Below are 21220 nucleotides of genomic sequence, written 5' to 3' on the forward strand. Positions count from 1 at the left end.
GCGGCGTCGACGAGCGGCCGGTGCGCTCCAGCCGCGAGAGCAAGTCGATCGGGGCGGAGCGGACGTTCGAGACCAACCTGTCCGCGCCCGAAGAGATCGACACCGCGCTGGCGCACGTCGCCTCGGCAGCCTGGACGCGGATCGAGCGCAAGCAGGCGCGCGGGCGGACGGTGACGCTCAAGCTGCGCGACAGCCAGTTCCACACCATAACGCGCGCGCGATCGGTGAGCGATCCGGTGGCGAGCGAGGCGGAGATGCTGGCGATCGGCCGCCTGCTGATCGCGCCCGAGCTGCCGGTCGCAGGCGGCATCCGGCTGCTGGGGCTGACGCTTTCGAGAATCGTGCGCGGGCATGAGGAGGTGCAGCCAGGATTGCCGCTGGTCGCCTAGCCGCGCAATAGCCGAAGCTATTGCGCGGCTAGGCGACCAGCGCGGCCGGCGGCGCACCGCGCCGACCGACGACGCGGGCTTCGCCCGCGGCGCTGCCCACTCAGATTGTGGCCGATCGTCAGGCTGAGATCGTTTATGGCCCACGCGTTTAAGAGTGCGCCGCCGCTCAACCCAGCGTAAGCGTCACCGATCGGGCATCACGGTCAACCCGCAGCGTGACGTCGCCGACCGTCATCGCGAACCCCGCGCTGCTATCCCAATCCGCCTGCGTCATCTCGCCGCCGTCGAGCCGGCACCAGCGCGCGTCGTGTCGGATCGTCGGGTCGGACAGCGCGGGCACAGCGCGGCGCTGTCGCGAGAGGCCGGCGACGTAATCCTCCAGCTGCCGGTCGCGCGCGTGCCAGTCGAGCCAGGTGGTCGCATTGTCCTGCGCGTAGGCGTTGTTGTTGCCGCGTTGCGAGCGACCGAACTCGTCCCCCGCGGTCAACATGATTGTGCCGCGGGTGGCGAACAGGGTGGCGAGCAGCGCCCGCTGGTCGGCGTGGCGGCGCTCGGTCACCCCGGCGTCGTCGCAGGCACCTTCCGAGCCGTTGTTCCACGATACCTCGTGCGCGTGGCCGTCACGGTTGTTCTCGCCGTTGGCGTGGTTGTGGCGCTCGGCGTACGCGACCGTGTCGGCGAGCGTGAAGCCATCGTGCGCGGCGACGAAGTTGACGCTGCGCGTGGCGCTGTCGCCGAACACGTCGCTCGACCCCGACAGCCGGGTCGCCAGCGCGCCGCTGTTGCCGTCGCCGCGCCAGAAACGGCGCACGTCGTCGCGGAAGCGGTCGTTCCACTCGAGCCAGTCGGGCGGGAAGGCGCCGAGCTGATAGCCGCCGGGCCCCGTGTCCCACGGCTCCGCGATCAGCACGCGGTCGGCGAGCAGCGGGTCGGCGGCGATCTCGGCGAAGATCGGCGCCTGTGCGTCGAAGCCGGGACCGCGTGCCATCACGGTGGCGAGGTCGAAGCGGAAGCCATCGACGCCGCAGGTCGCGACGAAGTGGCGCATGCTGGCGAGCGTCAGCTCGCGAACCGCTGGATAAGCGAAGTCAAGCGTGTTGCCGGTGCCCGCGTCGTTGATGAGGCGCCCCTCGCCGTCGCGCGCGTAGGCGGCATCGTCGAGACCGCGCAGCGACAGCGTCGGGCCGAACGCGTCGCTCTCGCCGGTGTGGTTGAACACGAGATCGAGGATCACGCCGATGCCGGCCTGCCGCAGCGCCGCGACCGTGTCGCGCAGCTCGGCGACGCCGCCCGGCGCGACGCGCGGGTCTAGCGCCATCGGCACGACGGGGTTGTAGCCCCAGGCGTTCGCGAGGCCGAGCGGCGCCAAGTGCCGCTCGTCGATCCAGGCGACCACGGGCATCAGCTCGACCGCGTCGACGCCGAGCTTGGTCAGGTGCGCGATCACCGCGGGATGCGCGAGCGCCGCGATCGTGCCGCGCTGCGCCTCGGGCAAGTCGGGGTGCAGCATGGTGAAGCCGCGGACGTTGAGTTCGTAGACGAGGCCGCCGTGGCGGAACACCGGTGAGGCGGGCGTCACCGACGACGGCGCGCTCACCACCGCCTTGGGTACGAGCGCGGCGGTGTCGACGCCGCGCTCGCCCAATCTCGGGTGGTAGGCGAAGGGGCGGTCTAGCGTGGTGGCATAGGGGTCGACCAGCAGCTTGGACAGGTCGTGCGGCGGTGGGCCGTCGGCGCGGTAGCCGTAGCGGGTGCCCTCGCCCGCGCCCATCACGTCCGCGCGCCAGATCGCGCCGTCGCGCGTCATGGCGACGCGACGCTCCGTCTCGCCGTCGAACAGGCACAGCCACGCTGCGTCTGCCGCCGGCGCACGGACGGCGAAGCTGGTTCCGTCCGGCCCGACGCGCGCGCCGAGCTCAGGTGACGACATCGGGCTCGTTGCGACCGGTGTGGTGGCGGATGCCGGCGAGTTCGTCCGCGGCGGCGACGATGTCAGCGAGCATCGCGCCCGTGTCGGCGTCGAGGTCGCCGTCCACGGACTCGTAGCGTTCGAGGTAGACGCGCAGCGTCGCGCCGCTGGTGCCGGTGCCCGACAGGCGGAACACGACGCGGCTGCCGCCCTCGAACAGGATGCGGACGCCCTGGTTGGCGCTGACTGAGCCGTCGGTCGGGTCGGTGTAGGCGAAGTCGTCGGCCTCAGCGATCGTCAGCGCGCCGATCGTCGTACCCGGCAAGGTCGCGAGCTTGCCGCGCAGGTCACGCATCAGCGCGTCGGCGGCATTGCTGTCGACACCCTCGTAATCGTGGCGGGCGTAGTAATTGCGTCCGAAGCGCGCCCAGTGATCGCACGCGAGTTCGTCCACGCTCTTGCCGGTCGCGGCGAGGATGTTGAGCCACAAGAGCACTGCCCACAGCCCGTCCTTTTCGCGCACGTGGTCGCTGCCCGTGCCTGCACTCTCCTCGCCGCAGATCGTTGCCATTCCCGCGTCGAGCAAATTGCCGAAGAACTTCCACCCCGTCGGCGTCTCATAGGCCGGGATGCCGAGTTCGGCCGCGACGCGGTCGGCGGCGGCGCTGGTCGGCATCGAACGCGCGATGCCCTTCAGCCCGCCCGCGTAGCCGGGGGCGAGATGCGCGTTGGCGGCGAGCATCGCGAGGCTGTCCGACGGCGTCACGAACCGCCCGCGCCCGATGATGAGGTTGCGGTCGCCGTCGCCGTCCGAGGCGGCACCAAAATCGGGCGCGCCCTCCCCCATCATCGTGTCATAGAGTTGGCGCGCGTGGACGAGATTGGGGTCGGGGTGGTGGCCGCCGAAATCGGGCAAGGGCGTGCCGTTGCGCACCGTGCCGGGCGCGAAGCCGAGCCGGCGCTCGAGGATCTCGGTCGCGTAGGGGCCGGTCACCGCGCTCATCGCGTCGAACGCCATCGTCAGATCGGCCGCGCGGATGGCGGCGAAGTCGAACAACGTTTCCATCAGCTCGGCATAGGCGGCGACCGGGTCGACCACCTCGACCGTCATGCCGGCGACGTCCACCGCGCCGAGCGCGTCGAGGTCGATGTCGGGAGTGTCCGCGGCGTACCAGGTGTCGATCACCTTCGTGCGCGCGTAGATCGCGTCGGTCACACCCTCGGGCGCGGGGCCGCCGTTCGACACGTTGTACTTGATGCCGAAATCCTCGTCCGGTCCGCCGGGATTGTGGCTGGCGGACAGGATAAGGCCGCCGAGAGCGCCACGCTTGCGAATCAGGTTGGACGCGGCGGGCGTGGACAGAATGCCGCCCTGCCCCACCACGACGCGCGCGAAGGTCGCCGCCGCCGCCATGCGGATCGCGACCTGGATCACCTCGCGGTTGAGGAAGCGGCCGTCGCCGCCGATCACCAGCGTCGCGCCGGCGCGCTCGCGCTCGATCACGTCGAACACTGACTGGATGAAGTTCTCGGCGTAGTTGGTCTGCTGGAACACGCGCACCTTCTTGCGCAGGCCCGAGGTGCCGGGTTTCTGGTCGGGAAAAGGCGTGGTCGGAACGGCGCGGATCATGTGTCGAGGAGCCCCCGGTAGAGTTGGGCGTAGCGAAGCCCGCTACGATCCCAGGAAAAGTCGCTGCGCATCCCGCGCTTCTGGATCGTCGTCCAGGTCGCGCGGTCGGCGTAGAGGCGAACGGCGCGCGCGATGGCGGCGGTGAGTGCGTCGCGCGAGACGCCGGTGAACTGGATGCCGGTCGCGACGCCCCCCGTGACCGCAGCCTCGTTCGCGTCGATGATCGTGTCGGCGAGCCCGCCGGTGCGCGCGACGACCGGCACGCAGCCATAGGCGAGGCCGTAGAGCTGCGTCAGCCCGCACGGCTCGAACCGCGACGGGATCAGGATTGCGTCGGCGCCGCCCTGGAGCAGGTGCGACACCGGCTCGTCGTAGCCGATGGTCACGCCGACGCGGCCGGGGTGGCGATCGGCGGCGAGGCGGAACGCGTCCTCCAGCGCGGGGTCACCCGAGCCGAGCAGCGCGAGCCGCCCGCCCGCTGCGACGAGATCGTCGACGCACTCGCCGAGCACATCCATCCCCTTCTGCCACGTCAGCCGGCTGATCACGGTGAAGATCGGGCCGTCACCGGGTTCGAGCCCGAAGCGTGTCTCGATCGCGCGCTTGTTCGCGACGCGCTTGCCGAGTGTGCGGTCGGTGTAGCGCGCCGGCAGCGCGGCGTCGGTCGCGGAATTCCAGATCGCGGGGTCGATGCCGTTGACGATCCCCGAGACGCGGTCACGCCGCGCGGCGACGAGCCCCTCCAGCCCCATGCCGAACTCCGGCGAGAGGATTTCCTGCGCGTAGGACGGGCTGACCGTGGTGATCGCGTCGGCGAACTGCATGCCGCCCTTCAGATAACCCACACCGCCGAAGAACTCGATGCCGTCGAGCGTGAACAGATCGTCCGGCAGTCCCAGCCACGGCAGGATACCGGGATCGAACCAGCCCTGGAACGCGATGTTGTGGACCGTGATCACCGATCGCGCGACCGTCTCGCCTGCGGGTGCATGGCGCAGGTAGACGGGCGCGAGTGCGGCCTGCCAGTCGTGCGCGTGGATGACGTCGAAGCTGCGCCCCTTCACCGCGCCCGAGCCGAGGTCGGCCGCGGCGCGCGCGAGCGCGGCGAAGCGGCGCCAATTGTCGTGCCAGTCCTTGCCGCCCGGGTCGGCGTAGATATTGCCGTCGCGCGCGAACAGCTCGGGCGCGTCGAGCACCAGCAGCGGGTGCCCGTCGATCTCACCCGACAGCAGCCGCGCGGGCGTGCCGACCAAGGCGGGCCAGCGGTGCACCGCGCGCGCCTTCCCGAGCGCGGCCGTGACCGCGGGATAGCTCGGGATCAGCGTAGTCGTCTCCACGTCGTGCGCGGCGAGCGCGGCGGGCAGCGCGCCGACCACGTCGGCGAGCCCGCCGGTCTTGACCAGCGGATACGCCTCGGAGGCGACGGAGAGGACGCGCATCGTCATTCCCAGAGCAATCCTGCCGCTTCAGCCCAGCCGGTCGATCATCGGCTGGGTAATTAGGCAGATGCCCTTGTCGGTGCGGCGGAAGCGGTGCGCGTCGGCGACCGGGTCCTCGCCCACCACCAGCCCGTCGGGTATGTGGACGCCGCGGTCGATCACGACGCGGTTCAGCCGCGCGCCGCGACCGATGTGGGTATAGGGCAGCACCACCGCTTCATCGAGGCAGGAATAGCTGTGCGCGCGCACGCCGGTGGACAACAGCGAGCGGTGGATGGTCGAGCCCGAGACGATGCAATCGCCCGCGATCAGGCTCGACACCGCCGACCCGCGCCGCCCGTCGAGGTCGTGGACGAACTTGGCCGGTGGGGTGATCTCCGAGTAGGTCCACAGCGGCCAGCTGCGATCGTAGAGGTCGAGCTGGGGCACGACATCGGTCAGGTCGATGTTCGCCTCCCAGTAGGCGTCCACGGTGCCGACGTCGCGCCAGTAGGCGGCGGGCTCCTCGGCGGTGCGGACGCAGCTGTCGCCGAACCGGTGCGCCTGCGCGTGGCCGTGCTCGACTAGATAGGGGATCAGGTCCTTGCCGAAGTCGCGGTTCGACCCCGGCGTGTCGGCGTCGCGGCGCAATTGCTCGATCAGCAGCCGGGTCGAGAAGACGTAGATGCCGAGGCTGGCGAGCGCGACGTCGGGCTGGCCGGGGATCGCGGGCGGGTCGGCGGGTTTCTCGACGAAGGCGATGATGCGGTCCTGCTCGTCGACGTGCATCACGCCGAACGCCACCGCCTCCACCCGCGGCACCTCCATGCAGGCGACGGTCACGTCGGCGCCGCTGTTGCAATGCTGCTGGAGCATCACTTCATAGTCCATCTTGTAGATGTGGTCGCCCGCCAGGATGACCATGAACTCGGGCGCGTAGCTCTCGATGATGTCGATGTTCTGGTAGACGGCGTCGGCGGTGCCTTCGTACCACTGGAACTCGCTGACGCGCTGCGAGGCGGGAAGGATGTCGAAACTCTCGTTGCGTTCGGGGCGCAGGAAGTTCCAGCCGCGCTGGAGGTGGCGGATCAGGCTGTGCGCCTTGTACTGGGTCGCGACGCCGATGCGGCGGATGCCGGAGTTGATCGCATTCGACAGCGCGAAGTCGATGATCCGACTCTTGCCGCCGAAATAGACTGCGGGCTTGGCGCGCGTGTCGGTCAGCTCGGCCAACCGGCTGCCGCGTCCGCCCGCCAGGACATAGGCCATCGCGTCGCGCGCGAGCGGGTGGCTGCGTCGATGATCCCTCTCCGTCATTCCGCCTGTCCTTTCTTTTCGTTGCGCGCGTTCGTTGGTTAACGTACTTTTGTGTATCTCGCCCGCGAAGAGGTGAGCGACACAAGGAGCGGATCGCGCTGGAACAGGTTCATTCGGACGTCTTGTCCTTACCAGAAACCCCATCGACCACGCCGTCAGAGGCGGCACCCAGCGACCCGATCCGCGGCATCGTCGTCGCGACGTTGCTGTCGCTCGCCTTCTGGCTGGTGTCGTTCATTACCTGGGAGCTGGTGGCGTAACGGCGCGCGGTCATGCGGCATATTCCAGCATGATCGTCGCGAGCGGGGGCAGCGTCACGTTGGCGCTGCCATCCTCCGCGATCACACCGCCGAGGTTGCCGAGCCCCGAGCCCCAGTAATCGTGCGCGTCGGAATTTAGGATTTCGCGCCAGCGGCCGTCGTGCGGCAGCGGCACCGGATAGGGCATGCGCGCGACCGGAGTCATGTTGGCGATCACCGCGATCGTCGGCGCGCCCGGCGCCTTGCGCAGCCACACGAAGACCGAGTTCTCCGCATCGTCGGCGACTGCCCACTCGAACCCGTCCATCTCGCAGTCGCGCGCGTGGAGAGCCGGCTTCTCGCGATAGAGGCGGTTCAGGTCGCGCACCAGCTTGCGCACCCCGTCGTGCGCGGATGATTTGAGCAGGTGCCAGTCGAGCGCGCGCTCCTCGCTCCACTCGCGGCGCTGCGCGAACTCCTGCCCCATGAACAGCAGCTTCTTGCCGGGATAGCCCCACATTATCGCATAATAAGCGCGCAGATTGGCGAACTGCTGCCAGTCGTCGCCCGACATCTTGGTCAGCAGCGAACCCTTGCCGTGGACGACCTCGTCGTGGCTGAGCGGCAGGACGAAGTTCTCGCTGAAGGCGTACATCAGCCCGAAGGTGAGGCCCTCGTGATGGTGTTTCCGGTGGACCGGCTCGCGCGCCATGTACTGCAGCGTGTCGTGCATCCAGCCCATGTTCCACTTGAACCCGAACCCCAGGCTCGCGCGCGCGCCCTCCTCGAACGCGGGCTGGCTGACGCCGGGCCAGCTGGTCGATTCCTCGGCGACCGTGAACACGCCGGGGTGCTCGGCGTAGACCGCGCGGTTGACGCCGCGCAGGAAATCGACCGCTTCCCAATTCTCGCGCCCGCCGGCCTCGTTGGGGATCCACTCGCCGGGTTTGCGGCTGTAGTCGCGGTAGAGCATCGAGGCGACCGCATCGACGCGTAACGCATCGACGTGGTAGCGCTCGGCCCAGAACAACGCGTTGTTGGTCAGGAACGACGCGACCTCGCGCCGACCGTAATTGTAGATCGCGGTGTTCCAGTCGGGGTGGAAGCCGAGCCGCGGGTCCTCGTGCTCGTACAGCGCGGTGCCGTCGAAGCGCGCGAGCCCGTGCGCGTCGATCGGGAAGTGCGCGGGCACCCAGTCGAGGATGACGCCCAGCCCGGCGCGGTGCGCGCCGTCGACGAAGCGCGCGAACCCCTCGTGATCGCCGAAGCGCGCCGAGGGCGCGTAGAGCCCGGTCGCCTGATAGCCCCAGCTGGGATCGTAGGGGTACTCGCTGATCGGCATGAACTCGATATGGGTGAACCCCATCGAGACGACGTAGGGGATCAGCCGGTCGGCGAGCGCGTCCCACGTCAGGAACCAGCCGTGCTCGTCGCGGTCCCACGATCCGGCGTGGACCTCGTAGATGCTGATCGGCACACGGCGCGCGTCGACCTGACCCCATGCCTCGCGGTGCGCATCGTCGCCCCAGACGTGGGTCGGCGCGGCGGTGGTGATCGACGCAGTGGCGGGGCGCAGCTCGGCGGCGAAGGCGAACGGATCGGCCTTGAGCGGCTGCGTCAGGCCGTCGGGGCCGACGATCTCGTACTTGTAGGCGCGCCCGGCGCCGAGATCGGGAACGAAGATTTCCCATGCGCCGGCGTCGCCGCGGCGGCGCATGGTGTGGCGCGCGCCGTTCCAGTTGTTGAAGTCGCCGACGACCGAGACGCGCTGCGCGTTGGGCGCCCAGACCGCGAAGTGGATGCCGCTCGCCCCTTCGTGCTCGATCTCGTGCGCGCCGAGCTTGTCGTAGAGCCGCTTGTGCGTGCCCTCGACCATCAGCAGGTCGTCGACCGGGCCCAGCACGGGGCCGAAGCTGTAGGGGTCGCCGACCCACCAATCGCCCCCTGCCCCGCTCGCGCGGTAGCGCAGCGGTTGCGGGTCGCCCGCGATCACCCCCTCGAACAGCCCGCGATCGTCGACGCGCGCGAGCCCGCCGAGCGGCTCGCCCGCGAGCGTGTGCGCGACGGCGCGGTCGGCGCCCGGTATCCAGGTGCGCGCGAACGTGCCCTCGGGTCCGGCGTGGGACCCCAGCAAGGCGAAGGGATCGTCGTGCCGCCCGTCGAGCAGCGCGGCGATCGCCTCGTCGGGCGGGGTCACATCACGTTCCAGATGTCGCGCGCATATTCGGCGATGGTGCGATCGGACGAGAACCAGCCCATGTTGGCGACGTTGAGCACCGCCGAGCGGCCCCAGGCGTCGCGGTCGCGCCAGCGCGCGTCGACGTCGCGCTGGGCGGCGGCATAAGCGTCGAAGTCGCCCGCGACCATGAACCAGTCGTGATCGTACAGACCCTGCATCAGGTCCTTGTACCGGTCGGGATCGTCGGGCGAGAACACGCCCGAGGCGATCGCGTTGATCGCCTGCGACAGTTCGCGCGATGCCTCGATCACCTGGCGCGGATCGTAGCCGTTGGAGCGCTTCGCCGCGACCTCGTCGGCGGTCATGCCGAAGATCACGATGTTGTCCGCGCCGACATGGTCCCTGATCTCGACGTTGGCGCCGTCCAGCGTACCGATGGTGAGCGCCCCGTTCAGCGCGAACTTCATGTTGCCCGTGCCCGACGCCTCCATGCCGGCGGTCGAGATCTGCTCGGACAGATCGGCCGCTGGCACCATCTTCTCGGCCAGGCTGACGTTGTAGTTGGGGACGAACGCGACCTTGAGCAGCCCGCCGATCGCCGGGTCGGCGTTGATCCGCCGCGCCACGTCGTTCGCCAATTTGATGACCAGCTTGGCATTGTGATAGCTCGATGCTGCCTTGCCCGCGAACAGCTTGACCCGCGGGGTCCAATCGCGGTCGGGATAGCTGCGGATCTGATCGTAGAGTGCGACCGTCTCGACGAGGTTGAGCAGCTGGCGCTTGTACTCGTGGATGCGCTTGATCTGGACGTCGAAGATCGCGTCGGGGTCGAGCCGGAGCCCCATGTCGGCGCGCAGGTGCTGCGCCAACGCGACCTTGTTGGCGCGCTTGACCGCGGCGAAGCGCTCGCGAAAACCTGCGTCGTCGGCGAACGGCGCGAGCTCGGACAGTGCGGTCGCGTCGTCGAGGAAGCGGTCGCCGATGCTCTCGCGGATCAGCGTGGTGAGCGCTGGGTTGCACTCCTGCAGCCACCGCCGGGGCGTGATGCCGTTGGTCTTGTTGTTGATCCGCGTCGGGTAGAGCCGGTGCAGGTCGGCGAACACCGTCCGCTTCATCAGGTCGGTGTGGAGCGCGGCGACGCCGTTGACACTGTGCGAGCCGGCGAAGGCGAGATTTGCCATGCGGACGCGACGCTCGCCCCCCTCGTCGATCAGGCTGATCGCGGCGATCGCGCGGTCGTCGATGCCGTCGGTGCCGCGCGCCTCACGCAGCAGCCGGGCGTTGATCGCGTAGACGAGTTGCATGTGGCGCGGCAGCATGCGCTCGAACAGCGGCAGCGGCCAGCTCTCCAGCGCCTCGGGCAACAGCGTGTGGTTGGTGTAGCCGAAGGTGGCGCGGGTCACGTCCCACGCCTCGTCGAAGGTCAGTTCGTGATGGTCGATCAGCAGCCGCATCAGTTCCGCGACGGACACGGCGGGATGAGTGTCGTTGAGCTGGATCGCCGCCTTGTCCGGAAGCGTGTGGACGTCGCCGAAATACTGGACGTGGCGGCGCACGATGTCCTGGATCGAGGCGGAGGAGAAGAAATACTCCTGCCGGAGCCGCAACTCCTGCCCCGCGGCGGTGCTGTCGTTGGGGTAGAGGACGCGGGTCAGCGTCTCGGCGCGCAGCTGGTCGGCGAGCGCACCCTGGAAGTCGCCGGCGTTGAACGCGTCGAGCTTGATTGGGTCGAAGGCGCGCGCGGTCCATAGCCGGAGCGTGTTGACGCGGCGGCCGCGCCAGCCGACCATCGGCGTGTCGACCGCCACCGCCTCGACGCCTTCCGCCGGGTGCCAGTGGACCGCGCCCTGCTCGCTGCCGGTCACCTCGCCGCCGAAGCCGATGAAGTAGGCGCTCTCGCGACGCTCGAATTCCCACGGGTTGCCGTGGGCGAGCCAGGTCTCGGGCAGCTCCATCTGCCAGCCGTTGTCGATCCGCTGGCGGAACATGCCGTTGACGTAGCGGATGCCGTAGCCGTAGCCCGGCAGGTCGAGCGTCGCCATGCTCTCCATGAAACAGGCGGCGAGCCGGCCGAGACCGCCGTTGCCGAGCGCGGCGTCGGGCTCGATCTCCTCCAACTCGGCGAGCGAGACGCCGAGTTCGGACAGCGCGGAGGCGACCTCGTCGGTCTTGAGCAGGTTCGACAGCGTGTCGCGCAGCAGGCGGCCGATCAGGAATTCGAGGCTGAGATAATAGACGCGCTTGGCACCGGCGGCGTGCGCGGCGCGGGTCGAGTCCATCCAGCGCTCGATGATCTCGTTGCGCACGGTCAGGATGGTGGCCGCGAGCCAGTCGTGCGGGCGCGCGGCGTGCTCATCCTTGCCGATGCGGTGGACGAGCGTGTCGAGGATGGCGGACGCCAGGGACCCGCGCTCGGTCGATGGCGCGGCGACGACGGTTGGAGCGTTCAAGCAGGACCCCCGATTAGTGCTTGAAGACAGGATTAGGAGGGACAACGCCCACTTGTCACGTCCGGTCGCACCGACCCGAAGGAATTTAGCTCAAACGGTGAAGCTCTCGCCGCAGCCGCACGCGCCCTTGGCGTTGGGATTGTTGAACACGAAGCCGGCGGTGAAATCGTCCTCGACCCAGTCCATCGTCGAGCCGATCAGGTACAGGATCGAGCCGCCGTCGACGTAGAGCGTACCGCCGGGCGTCTCGATCTTCTCGTCGAACGGCGTCGCCTCGGTCACGTAGTCGACCGAGTAGGCGAGGCCCGAGCAGCCGCGGCGCGGGGTCGACAGCTTGACGCCGATCGCGCCCTCTGGCGCGCGCGCCATCAGTGCGGCGATGCGTGCCTCGGCAGTCGGGGTGAGGTTGAGCGCGGCGGGGCGGGCGCGGGTACGGACATCGATCATCGCGTCATCCTCATAGCATGCCGAGTTCGAGCTTGGCGTCGTCCGACATCTTCTGCGGGTCCCACGGCGGGTCCCAGACGAGGTTGACGTCGGCGAAGGCGATGCCGGGCACGGCGGCCACGCGCATCTCGACCTCGGCGGGCATCGACTCGGCGACCGGGCAGTGCGGGGTGGTGAGCGTCATGGTGACGATCGCCTGCCCCTCGTCGGTCACCTCGACGCCGTAGATCAGGCCGAGGTCGTAGATGTTGACCGGAATCTCGGGGTCGAAGATGTCCTTCAGCGCGTCGATCACGCCCTCGTACAGCGCGCCGCCGGGCTCACCGGGCTTGTCGCCGGCAGGCTTCTGCTGGAGGAAGCCGGTCAGGTAGTCGCGCTCGCGCGGCTGGTCGACCGCGTCCTCGACACGCGCGCGCGGCGGTGTGGTCACCGCCGCCACCTCCTGCACTTCGATCCGGTCGGCGTCTTCGCTCATCCGAAAATCCTTTTCACCCGTTTCATGCCGGCGACCAGCGCCTCGACATCCCTGGGTCCGTTGTAGACGCCGAAGCTGACCCGCGCGGTGGCATCGACGCCCAGGCTGGCCATCAGCGGCTGCGCGCAGTGATGCCCGGCGCGGATCGCGACCCGGCTCTCGTCCAAGATGGTGCCGATATCGTGCGGATGCACCCCCTCCATCGCGAAGGAGACGATGCCGGCAGACGCGGCGGGGCCGAACACGCGGACCGAGTTGAGGTGCGACAGGGCGGCGCGGGTGTCGGCGACCAGCGCCGCTTCGTGCGCGTGGATGCGCTCCAGCCCGATCGCGGCGACGTAGTCGATGGCGGCGTGCAGGCCGAGCGCGCCGACGATGTGCGGCGTCCCCGCCTCGAACCGGGTCGGCGCGGGGGCGTAGGTCGAGCGCTCGAACGAGACGCGGTCGATCATCGAGCCGCCGCCCTGGTAGGGCGGCATTGCGTCGAGCAGCTCCGCCCGGCCCCACAGCACGCCGATGCCGGTCGGGCCATAGAGCTTGTGCCCGGAGAAGACGTAGAAGTCGCAACCGATCGCGGCGACGTCGACCGTCATCCGCGGCACCGACTGGCAGCCGTCGATCAGGATCTTCGCGCCGACCGAGTGCGCGATCTCGCTGGCGCGGCCTGCGTCGAGCACCGAGCCGAGCACGTTGGAGACGTGCGCGAGCGCGACGAACTTGTGCGCCGGCGTGATCATCGCCGCCATCGCGTCGAGGTCGATGCGGTGATCCTCCGTCAGCGGGATCACGTCGATCGCGGCGCCCACGCGCTCGGCCGCGATCTGCCACGGCACGATGTTGCTGTGATGCTCCAGCTGCGACAGCAGGATGCGGTCGCCGGCCTTCAGTTGCTGCGACACCCAGGAATGCGCGACGAGGTTGATCCCCTCGGTCGCGCCGCGGACGAAGACGATCTCGTCAGGCTTGCCGCCGATGAACGCGGCGACGCGGTTACGCGCAGCCTCGTAGGCGAGCGTCATGTCGGCGCTGCGCTGGTACACGCCGCGGTGGACGGTGGCGTAGGTCTCGTCGTAGCCGCGGGTGATCGCGTCGATCACCGCCTGCGGCTTCTGCGAGGTGGCGGCGGTGTCGAGATAGGCCCAGCCGTCGGGAATCGCGGGGAAGTCGGCAACCGTGTCGAGCGGGCGCTCCATCGTCGTCTGGGTCATGCCGGCACCTGCTGAAGGGTCGCTGAGGTCGCACCGCCACGCGTGCTCGGGCACGCGGACAAGCGGAAGGTGAGGCTAAGGTGAGGCCAATGCGCGCCGTCGCGGTGGGTGGATCGGGCCGGACGGGAGAAAGAACGACGCGCCGGCGTGACCGGTCCGCGCGCACGGTAGCGCTCGGTCGGCGTGTAGGACAGCGGAGCCGGCGCGCGCGTTCTCACAACGCCGCGTCCAGCCAGGCGCCGGCGTCCGCCTCGAAGGCGGCGCGGACGGTGTCGTTGCCGATGCGTTCGAGCACGTCGGCGACGAAGGCGTGGGTCAGGATCGCCTGTGCGCGCGGGCGCGGGATGCCGCGGCTCTGCATGTAGAAGAGCGCACGCGGGTCGAGTTCGCCGACGGTCGCGCCGTGCGCGCACTTCACGTCGTCGGCGAAAATCTCGAGCTCGGGCTTCAGGTTCACGGTCGCGGTGCGGTGGAGCAGCAGCCCGCGCAAGGACTGCTCGCCGTCGGTCTTCTGCGCGTGGCGCGCGACCTCGACCGCCGCGGCGAGGCTGGCGCGGCTGCGGTCGGCGGCGACCGCGCGCCACACCTGACGCGAGGAACCGTTGGGTTGCGCGTGGTTGACGCGGACGGCGCACTCCTGCGCCTGCTCGCGGCTGGTGAGCAGCGCGCCGCCGTACTCGGCGAAGGCGCCCTCGCCCGACATCGTCAGCTGCGCGTCGATGCGGCTGCTCTGCCCGCCGACGCCGAGGAAGGTGGTGACGAGGCTCGCTGCCTCGCCGATGTCGGCTTCCTCGCGCAGCGACACGAAGCCGGCGGGTTGTGCCAGACGGACGCTGCGCATCAGCCGCGCGCCGCGCGCGAGGTTGGTCCGGGTGTAGCGGTTGGCCCAGCCGGCACCGACGAAGGTCTCGACGACTTCGCCGACCGTGTCCTCGCCGAGGACGATCTCGGCGGCGAGGTGGTTCTCCGCGCCCATGGCGATGTGGACGATCTGCACCGGGTCGGCGGCGGCGCGCGCGTCGAGGCGGAGCGACCAGCCGGCGCGCGCGTGGCGACCGAGCGCGTGGTCGCTGCCCGCGACCTCACCGAGCCTGACCGCGCCGAGCGTCGAGGCCCCCTCGTCGAGCTGGCCGTCGACGAACAGCAGCCGCGCACCGGGCAGGTCGAGGAAGTCGTGCTCGGGTCGCGCGACCGGGGCGAGCGCCGCAGCGGCGGAGAGCGCGCCGAGGTCGGCCCAGCGCCACGCCTCGGCGCGGGTGGAGGGGAGTTCGAGCGTGGTCATCGGGTGGTCTCCGCTGCAGGGAGCGGGTTATTAGCTGAGGCTTTAGGCACGTGGTGCGCTTGGGGCGCTCCCCCTCCACCAGCTTCGCTGGTCCCCCTCCCCGTTCCGGGGAGGATAGTCATGCTGCCACCTCGGCGTAGCCTTCGCGCTCCAGCTGGTGCGCGAGTTCGGCGCCGCCGGTGCGGGTGATGCGGCCGTCGGCGAGGACGTGTACGACGTCGGGCTTCACGTAGTCCAGCAGCCGCTGATAATGGGTGATGAGCAGCACCGCCTTGTCGGGCGCGCGCATGATGCGGTTGATGCCGTCGCCGACGATGCGCAGCGCGTCGATGTCGAGGCCCGAATCGGTCTCGTCGAGGATCGCGAAGCGCGGGGCGATGATGCCCATCTGCACCATCTCGTTGCGCTTCTTCTCGCCGCCCGAGAAGCCGACGTTGACCGGACGCTTGAGCATCTCGGCGTCCATCTCCAGCCGCGCGGCCTCGGCGCGGGCGAGCTTCAGGAACTCGGCGCCCGACAGCGGCTTCTCGTCGCGAGTGGCGCGCTGCGCGTTCAGGCTCTCGCGCAGGAACTGGACGTTCGAGACGCCGGGAATCTCGACCGGGTACTGAAAACCGAGGAACACGCCCGCGGCGGCGCGCTCGTGCGGTTCCATCTCGAGCAGGTCGTGGCCGTCGAAGGTGATCGAGCCTTCGGTCACCTCGTAGCCTGGGCGACCGCCGAGCACGTAGCCGAGCGTCGACTTGCCCGCGCCGTTCGGCCCCATGATCGCGTGAATCTCGCCCGCGTTCACGGTGAGCGACAGGCCCTTGAGGATCGGCTTGCCGTCGATCTCGGCGTGTAGGTTTTCAATCTTGAGCATGTGCTTCTCGGTTCGGAAATAATGCGGATGGTCGGTGCAGAAGTCGTGCGCCTACCTGATTGGCGTCACCCTGAACTTGCTTCAGGGTCCATGCTTCCTGATGCGGCTTGGCCGCCAGAGGCACGATGGATGCTGAAACGAGTTCAGCATGACGGCGGTGGGTGTAGGTCACCCAACGCTCCCCTCGAGGCTGATGCCGAGCAGCTTCTGCGCCTCGACCGCAAACTCCATCGGGAGCTGTTGCAGCACCTCGCGCGCGAAGCCGTTGACGATCAGCGCGACCGCCGCCTCGCTGCCGAGGCCGCGTGACTGGGCGTAGAACATCTGGTCGTCGCTGATCTTCGAGGTGGTCGCCTCGTGCTCGATCTGCGCCGAGGGGTTGCGCACCTCGATATAGGGGATGGTGTGTGCGCCGCACTGGTCGCCGAGCAGCAGGCTGTCGCACTGGGTGAAGTTGCGCACGCCCTCCGCGGTCGGCGCGACGCGGACGAGGCCGCGATAGGTGTTGTCGCTGCGACCGGCGCTGATCCCCTTCGACACGATGGTCGAGCGGCTTCCCTTGCCGAGATGGATCATCTTAGTGCCGGTGTCGGCCTGCTGGCGATTGTTGGTGACCGCGACCGAGTAGAATTCGCCGACGCTGTTCTCGCCCGCCAGGACGCACGACGGGTATTTCCACGTCACGGCCGAGCCGGTCTCGACCTGCGTCCACGACACCTTGCTGTTCTTGCCCTGGCACAGCGCGCGCTTGGTGACGAAATTGTAGATGCCGCCGACGCCGTTCTCGTCGCCGGGGTACCAGTTCTGCACGGTCGAATATTTAATCTCGGCATCGTCAAGCGCGACGAGTTCGACCACCGCGGCGTGGAGCTGGTTCTCGTCGCGCATCGGGGCGGTGCAGCCCTCCAGATAGGAGACGTAGCTGCCCTTGTCGGCGACGATCAGCGTTCGCTCGAACTGGCCGGTGTTCTCCGCGTTGATGCGGAAATAGGTCGACAGCTCCATCGGACAGCGGACGCCCTCCGGAATGTAGACGAAGGTGCCGTCGGAGAAGACCGCGCTGTTGAGCGTGGCGAAGTAATTGTCGTGCTGCGGCACGACCTTGCCGAGCCACTTGCGGACCAGATCGGGGTACTCGCGGATCGCCTCGGAGATCGAGCGGAAGATGACGCCGGCGGCCTCCAGCTCCTTGCGGAAGGTGGTCGCAACCGACACCGAGTCGAACACCGCGTCGACCGCGACGCGGCGCTTCGGCTGGCCGTTCTCGTCGAGCTCCTCGACGCCCGCAAGCATCTTCTGCTCGGCGATCGGGATGCCGAGCTTCTCGTAGACGCGCAGGATCTCGGGGTCGACCTCGTCGAGGCTGCCGAGCTTGGGCTTTGCTTTGGGCTCGGCGTAGTAGTACGCGTCCTGATAGTCGATCGGCGCGATGTTGAGCTTCGACCAGTCGGGCGTCTCCATCTCCAGCCAGCGCGCGTACGCCTTCAGCCGCCAGTCGAGCATCCACTGCGGCTCGTCCTTCTTGGCGGAGATGTAGCGCACGGTGTCCTCGCTCAGCCCCTTGGGCGCGAAGTCCTGCTCGATGTCGGAGGAAAAGCCCCACTCGTACGTCTTGGAGACGGCCGCGTAGGCTTCGGCGTTCTTGGTGGCCATTATGCCAGGACCTTTGTCGGAGTTCGGGGAGCGGGCGGGGTGCCGGGGGTGACGGCGAGCTGCGCGAGCGTGACGCCCGCGAGTGCGGCCCGGACCGCTTCGTTGACCGCGTTCCAGTGCGGCTTGACGCGACACGCGCCGGAGAGATTGCAGTCGTGGTCGCTCGCGTCGACGCAGGCGGTCATAACGATCGGCCCCTCGACCGCCTCGACCACGTCGGCGATGGTGATCGCGGAGGGCGGGCGCGACAGGCGGAAGCCGCCGCCGGTGCCGCGCACACTGTCGATCAGGCCCGCGGCGGAGAGACGGCTGACGAGCTTCTGCGCGGTCGGCAGCGGAACACCCGTTTCCTCCGCGAGCATGGTCGCGTTGAGCCGTGCCACGCCCCCGCAGTGCCGCGCGGCCGCAGTGAGCAGCACGACGGCGTAGTCGGTGAGTGATGACAGGCGCATGTTGCGAGTAATTCTCAAATCGGATCAGTTTGTTCCGATTGGCAGATGGCGCGCGCGGACGCGGAAATCAAGCGCGTGCTGCACTGCGGAAAGCTCGATCAGGCTGATCGGAGGCGTGGACACGAAAAAAGGCCCGGCGGGAGTGCCGGGCCGTGAGTGAAAGAGCCTCGCATGGAACGAAGCCCTTCGGGTCGCAAGCACGATCAAGCACGCGGCGCGGCGGAAGTATTGGACGGAAGGAGCGTGGTGAGACCCGTTTCTTACAAGTCGCGCGGCAAATGCCGGTTTGATCGCGGCGGTGCGATCGGCGAAGAAGCGCGCCATGCCCGACACGATGCGCCTGCTCCGCTCGCTCGACCCCGAACGCGCCCACAACATCGCGATACGGCTGCTGTCCGCCTGGGGCGCGGCGGGTGCGCCGATGCGGCCGCGCGTGCCACGGCTGGAGACGCGGATCGCGGGGCTGACCTTCGCCAACCCGCTCGGGCTCGCCGCCGGGGTCGACAAGGACGCGCGCGCGATCGCCGGCTGGTTCGCGCTCGGCTTCGGCGCGGTGGAGGTCGGGACGCTGACCCCGCTGCCACAGCCGGGGAACGCCAGGCCGCGATTGTTCCGGCTGCACGAGGACGCGGGCGTCATCAACCGCTTCGGGTTCAACAACGGCGGGCAGGCGGCGGGGATCGCGCGCGCGGCTGCGGCGAAGCGCGTCGGCGTGCTGGGCATCAACGTCGGCGCGAACAAGGACGCGGCCGACCGGGTGGCGGATTACGTCGCGGGGGTGAGCGCGGCGGCGCGGGTCGCCGATTACGTCACGATCAACGTCAGCTCGCCCAACACGCCGGGGCTGCGCGTTCTGCAGGAAGGCGCGGCGCTGCGCGAGCTGCTCGCCGCGGCCAGCGCGGTGAAGGGTGCGACGCCGCTGTTCCTGAAGGTCGCGCCCGATCTGTCGCCGACGCAGATCGACGACGTCGCGCGCGCCGCGATCGAGGGCGGGGTCGACGCGCTGATCATGGGGAACACCACCGTGTCGCGGCCCGCGCTCAAGTCGCGGCACAAGGGCGAGGCGGGCGGATTGTCGGGTGCGCCGCTCAGACCGCTGGCGCGCGCGCGGCTGGCGGATTTCCGCCGCGCCACGGGAGGTGCGCTACCGCTGATCGCGGTCGGGGGCGTGGACACGGGCGCGGAGGCCTATGCGCGCATCCGCGCCGGGGCGAGCCTGGTGCAGGTCTATTCCGCGATGGTCTACGGCGGGCCCGGGCTGCCCGCGCGCATCCTGCGCGAGCTGGACGCGTTACTGCGCCGCGACGGGTTCGCGCGCGTCGCGGACGCGGTCGGGGCCGCGTGACCTGATCCGCGGCGCGGGCACCGCCTCGACCACCACCTTGCCCTCGCGGCGCGGGTCGTAGCCACCGTCGTAGCGGCCACCGCTGCGCACGATCATCGCGTGGACGCCCGAGTCCTCGCCCTGCCCCGGTCGCAGCGCGACGCCGCGCGCGGCCAAGCCGGCGAGCACCGGCGCCGGGAACTTGGTCACCTCGCCCCTGAACGCGTCACCGCGCGCGACGAGGTTGGGCTGCGCGAGCGCTTCCTGCGTCGGCAGGTTCCAGTCGATCGCGGCGACGAGCGACTTCGCGACATAGGCGAGGATCGCGTTGCCGCCCGCCGAGCCGATCGCGCCGGCGAAGCGACGGTCGCGGTCGAGCAGGACGAGCGGGGTCATCGACGAGCGCGGGCGCTTGCCAGGCGCCACCGCATTGACCGCCGCGCGCCCATCGGTCCCGCGCGGCGCGAACGAGAAATCGGTCATCTGGTTGTTGAGGAAGAAGCCGTCGACCATCCGGCCCGATCCGAAGATCGATTCAACCGTCGTCGTCATCGACACGACGTTGCCCGCGCCGTCGCCGACGATGAAGTGCGAGGTGCCGGCGGGCTCGCGCGTGGCGTCGGGGCCCGCGGCGGGGGCGCCGGGCGGCGTGCCCGCGACCGGCGCGGGGCCGGCGCTGGCGCCGATCAGCCGCGCGCGCGCGTCGAGATAGGCGGGGTCGATCATGCCCGCGACGGGGACGCGCACGAAGGCGGGATCGGCGACGTAGCGGTCGCGGTCGGCGTACATCAGCCGGCTCGCCTCGGCGAACAGGTACCAGGCCTGCGGATCGGCGGGACCGCGCTGCGCGATGTCGGTGCGTTCGAGCAGGCCGAGCAGCTCGATCAGCCCGACGCCGCTGGCGGGCGGCGGCGCGGCGCAGACGCGGTACACGCGCCACGCGCCGCACACCGGCGCGCGCGCGACGGGCGCGTAGGCGGCGAGATCGGCCTCGGTCATGCTGCCGGACAGCGGATCGGCGTGGACGCGCGCGACGATGCGGCGCGCGGTCTCCCCGCGGTAGAGCGCAGCCGGTCCCTGCGCGGCGAGGCGCGAGAGGAAGGCGGCGTAGGCGGGGTTGCGCAACCGGTCGCCGGCCTGGAGCAACCCGCCGCCCGGCCGCGCGAAATAACGCCGGACGTCGGGCGCGGACAGTTCGGCGAAGCTGCCGCCGAGCATGTGCGCGAGCCGCGGCGTGACGACGAAGCCGTCGCGGGCGGTACGCTGCGCATCGTCGAACAGCGTGTTCCACGCGAGCGCGCCGTGCAGTTGGTGCGCCTGCGCCAGCATCGCCACCGCGCCGGGGACGCCGGTCGCGCGTCCCGACAGCACCGCGCGCGCGAACGGCAGCGGCTTGCCCGTGGCAGGATCGAGGAACATGTCGGGCGCCGCACCCGCGGGCGCGACCTCGCGGCCGTCGTAGACGGTGACGTCGCGTTTGGTGCCGTCGTAATAGGTCATGAACGCGCCGCCGCCGATGCCCGAACTCTGCGGCTCGACCAGCGACAGCATCGCCTGCACCGCGACCGCGGCGTCGACCGCGCTGCCGCCGCGGCGCAGCACCGCCATGCCCGCGTCGACCGCGAGCGGATTGGCGGCGACGACGAAGCCCGGCGTGCGCGGCGCAGCCGCCGTGTCTGGAGCGGCGCGCGGACCGGCTGGCGGCACCTGCGCGCAGGAGGAGAGAAGGAGAGCGGCGGCGGCGAGCAGGCGGATGCGCATGGCGATGCGATAACGCCCGCGGGTGAGCGCGTCCACGATCCGGCTTGCGCGTTCATTCCAGCGCATCACCCAAACCGAACAGGTCTCCATCGTCACCCCGGACTCGATCCGGGGTCCCGCTCTCTCTCTCTCTCGGCGCGAGAAAAGGAAGCGGGATCCCGGATCAAGTCCGGAATAACGGTGCGTTAGTTCGGGTCAAACGTCATGGCTTCGCGTGTCAGATGC

18 protein-coding genes and 1 pseudogene are annotated in these 21220 nt (G+C 69.6%); 2 read left to right on the plus strand and 17 right to left on the minus strand.

Going from position 1 to position 21220, the window contains the following annotated elements; all coding sequences use genetic code 11:
• Positions 1-389 (plus strand): annotated as a pseudogene (locus tag ACFDS6_RS12405) (DNA polymerase IV); the annotation flags it as partial.
• A gap of 166 nt (positions 390-555) precedes the next feature.
• Here the strand turns inward: ACFDS6_RS12405 and glgX are convergent.
• From glgX to ACFDS6_RS12485, 16 genes are all read right to left on the minus strand, one after another.
• Complete coding sequence (gene glgX / locus ACFDS6_RS12410) at positions 556-2319, minus strand: glycogen debranching protein GlgX (protein WP_375272486.1); 1764 nt, start codon at positions 2317-2319, stop codon at positions 556-558.
• Positions 2306-3928, minus strand: a complete 1623-nt coding sequence (locus ACFDS6_RS12415) for an alpha-D-glucose phosphate-specific phosphoglucomutase (protein WP_375272487.1) — start codon at positions 3926-3928, stop codon at positions 2306-2308. Before ACFDS6_RS12415 ends, glgX begins: the two co-directional genes overlap by 14 nt.
• Positions 3925-5373, minus strand: coding sequence for a glycogen synthase GlgA (gene glgA, locus ACFDS6_RS12420; protein ID WP_375272489.1), 1449 nt, complete (start codon positions 5371-5373; stop codon positions 3925-3927). The genes ACFDS6_RS12415 and glgA overlap by 4 nt, the downstream gene beginning before the upstream one ends.
• Positions 5374-5394: 21 nt before the next feature.
• Positions 5395-6663 (minus strand): glucose-1-phosphate adenylyltransferase, encoded by a 1269-nt coding sequence (gene glgC / locus ACFDS6_RS12425; RefSeq protein ID WP_375272490.1) that lies wholly within the window; start codon positions 6661-6663, stop codon positions 5395-5397.
• A gap of 109 nt (positions 6664-6772) precedes the next feature.
• Complete coding sequence (locus tag ACFDS6_RS12430) at positions 6773-6937, minus strand: hypothetical protein (protein ID WP_375272491.1); 165 nt, start codon at positions 6935-6937, stop codon at positions 6773-6775.
• A complete protein-coding gene (gene glgB / locus ACFDS6_RS12435) occupies positions 6934-9099 on the minus strand; it encodes a 1,4-alpha-glucan branching protein GlgB (RefSeq protein ID WP_375272492.1) in 2166 nt (721 codons plus the stop codon). Before glgB ends, ACFDS6_RS12430 begins: the two co-directional genes overlap by 4 nt.
• On the minus strand, positions 9096-11531 hold the full coding sequence (locus ACFDS6_RS12440) for a glycogen/starch/alpha-glucan phosphorylase (protein WP_375272494.1): 2436 nt from the start codon (positions 11529-11531) through the stop codon (positions 9096-9098). Before ACFDS6_RS12440 ends, glgB begins: the two co-directional genes overlap by 4 nt.
• A 90-nt stretch (positions 11532-11621) precedes the next feature.
• Positions 11622-11978: a HesB/IscA family protein gene (locus ACFDS6_RS12445; RefSeq protein ID WP_375272495.1), complete on the minus strand. Its 357-nt coding sequence runs from the start codon at positions 11976-11978 to the stop codon at positions 11622-11624.
• A gap of 10 nt (positions 11979-11988) precedes the next feature.
• Complete coding sequence (locus tag ACFDS6_RS12450) at positions 11989-12453, minus strand: SUF system Fe-S cluster assembly protein (RefSeq protein ID WP_375272496.1); 465 nt, start codon at positions 12451-12453, stop codon at positions 11989-11991.
• Positions 12450-13661 carry a cysteine desulfurase gene (locus ACFDS6_RS12455; protein WP_375272497.1) on the minus strand — a complete coding sequence of 404 codons (1212 nt, stop codon included), beginning with the start codon at positions 13659-13661 and terminating at the stop codon, positions 12450-12452. The genes ACFDS6_RS12450 and ACFDS6_RS12455 overlap by 4 nt, the downstream gene beginning before the upstream one ends.
• A 214-nt stretch (positions 13662-13875) precedes the next feature.
• Positions 13876-14943 (minus strand): SufD family Fe-S cluster assembly protein, encoded by a 1068-nt coding sequence (locus ACFDS6_RS12460; protein WP_375272498.1) that lies wholly within the window; start codon positions 14941-14943, stop codon positions 13876-13878.
• Positions 14944-15061: 118 nt separating this feature from the next.
• Positions 15062-15805 (minus strand): Fe-S cluster assembly ATPase SufC, encoded by a 744-nt coding sequence (gene sufC, locus ACFDS6_RS12465; RefSeq protein WP_375272499.1) that lies wholly within the window; start codon positions 15803-15805, stop codon positions 15062-15064.
• Positions 15792-15977: a hypothetical protein gene (locus ACFDS6_RS12470; RefSeq protein ID WP_375272500.1), complete on the minus strand. Its 186-nt coding sequence runs from the start codon at positions 15975-15977 to the stop codon at positions 15792-15794. The genes sufC and ACFDS6_RS12470 overlap by 14 nt, the downstream gene beginning before the upstream one ends.
• Positions 15974-17458 (minus strand): Fe-S cluster assembly protein SufB, encoded by a 1485-nt coding sequence (sufB, locus tag ACFDS6_RS12475; RefSeq protein ID WP_375272501.1) that lies wholly within the window; start codon positions 17456-17458, stop codon positions 15974-15976. Before sufB ends, ACFDS6_RS12470 begins: the two co-directional genes overlap by 4 nt.
• The gene (locus ACFDS6_RS12480; protein ID WP_375272502.1) at positions 17458-17910 is read right to left on the minus strand and encodes an SUF system Fe-S cluster assembly regulator; all 453 of its coding nucleotides are present in this window, start codon (positions 17908-17910) and stop codon (positions 17458-17460) included. Before ACFDS6_RS12480 ends, sufB begins: the two co-directional genes overlap by 1 nt.
• A 24-nt stretch (positions 17911-17934) precedes the next feature.
• The gene (locus ACFDS6_RS12485; RefSeq protein WP_375272504.1) at positions 17935-18234 is read right to left on the minus strand and encodes a hypothetical protein; all 300 of its coding nucleotides are present in this window, start codon (positions 18232-18234) and stop codon (positions 17935-17937) included.
• On the opposite strand from ACFDS6_RS12485, the gene ACFDS6_RS12490 reads away from it, so the two are divergent.
• Positions 18233-19255 (plus strand): quinone-dependent dihydroorotate dehydrogenase, encoded by a 1023-nt coding sequence (locus ACFDS6_RS12490; protein ID WP_375272505.1) that lies wholly within the window; start codon positions 18233-18235, stop codon positions 19253-19255. The two genes, ACFDS6_RS12485 and ACFDS6_RS12490, sit on opposite strands and share 2 nt — an antisense overlap.
• Here the strand turns inward: ACFDS6_RS12490 and ggt are convergent.
• Entirely contained in the window at positions 19202-21031 is a 1830-nt protein-coding gene (gene ggt / locus ACFDS6_RS12495; RefSeq protein WP_375272506.1) for a gamma-glutamyltransferase, read from the minus strand. The two genes, ACFDS6_RS12490 and ggt, sit on opposite strands and share 54 nt — an antisense overlap.
• Between the last annotated feature and the right edge of the window lie 189 nt (positions 21032-21220).

The sequence above is a fragment of the Sphingomonas sp. genome, assembly GCF_042095875.1.
Taxonomy (GTDB): Bacteria; Pseudomonadota; Alphaproteobacteria; order Sphingomonadales; family Sphingomonadaceae; genus Sphingomonas.

What these genes read in the sequence shown, in the direction of transcription:
- glgX (WP_375272486.1), bottom strand. Translation starts at nt 2,319, where the DNA reads ATGTCGTCACCTGAGCTCGGCGCGCGCGTCGGGCCGGACGGAACCAGC.
- ACFDS6_RS12415 (WP_375272487.1), bottom strand. Translation starts at nt 3,928, where the DNA reads ATGATCCGCGCCGTTCCGACCACGCCTTTTCCCGACCAGAAACCCGGC.
- glgA (WP_375272489.1), bottom strand. Translation starts at nt 5,373, where the DNA reads ATGACGATGCGCGTCCTCTCCGTCGCCTCCGAGGCGTATCCGCTGGTC.
- glgC (WP_375272490.1), bottom strand. Translation starts at nt 6,663, where the DNA reads ATGACGGAGAGGGATCATCGACGCAGCCACCCGCTCGCGCGCGACGCG.
- ACFDS6_RS12430 (WP_375272491.1), bottom strand. Translation starts at nt 6,937, where the DNA reads ATGACCGCGCGCCGTTACGCCACCAGCTCCCAGGTAATGAACGACACC.
- ACFDS6_RS12445 (WP_375272495.1), bottom strand. Translation starts at nt 11,978, where the DNA reads ATGATCGATGTCCGTACCCGCGCCCGCCCCGCCGCGCTCAACCTCACC.
- ACFDS6_RS12450 (WP_375272496.1), bottom strand. Translation starts at nt 12,453, where the DNA reads ATGAGCGAAGACGCCGACCGGATCGAAGTGCAGGAGGTGGCGGCGGTG.
- ACFDS6_RS12455 (WP_375272497.1), bottom strand. Translation starts at nt 13,661, where the DNA reads ATGACCCAGACGACGATGGAGCGCCCGCTCGACACGGTTGCCGACTTC.
- ACFDS6_RS12460 (WP_375272498.1), bottom strand. Translation starts at nt 14,943, where the DNA reads ATGACCACGCTCGAACTCCCCTCCACCCGCGCCGAGGCGTGGCGCTGG.
- sufC (WP_375272499.1), bottom strand. Translation starts at nt 15,805, where the DNA reads ATGCTCAAGATTGAAAACCTACACGCCGAGATCGACGGCAAGCCGATC.
- sufB (WP_375272501.1), bottom strand. Translation starts at nt 17,458, where the DNA reads ATGGCCACCAAGAACGCCGAAGCCTACGCGGCCGTCTCCAAGACGTAC.
- ACFDS6_RS12480 (WP_375272502.1), bottom strand. Translation starts at nt 17,910, where the DNA reads ATGCGCCTGTCATCACTCACCGACTACGCCGTCGTGCTGCTCACTGCG.
- ACFDS6_RS12490 (WP_375272505.1), top strand. Translation starts at nt 18,233, where the DNA reads ATGCCCGACACGATGCGCCTGCTCCGCTCGCTCGACCCCGAACGCGCC.
- ACFDS6_RS12485 (WP_375272504.1), bottom strand. Translation starts at nt 18,234, where the DNA reads ATGGCGCGCTTCTTCGCCGATCGCACCGCCGCGATCAAACCGGCATTT.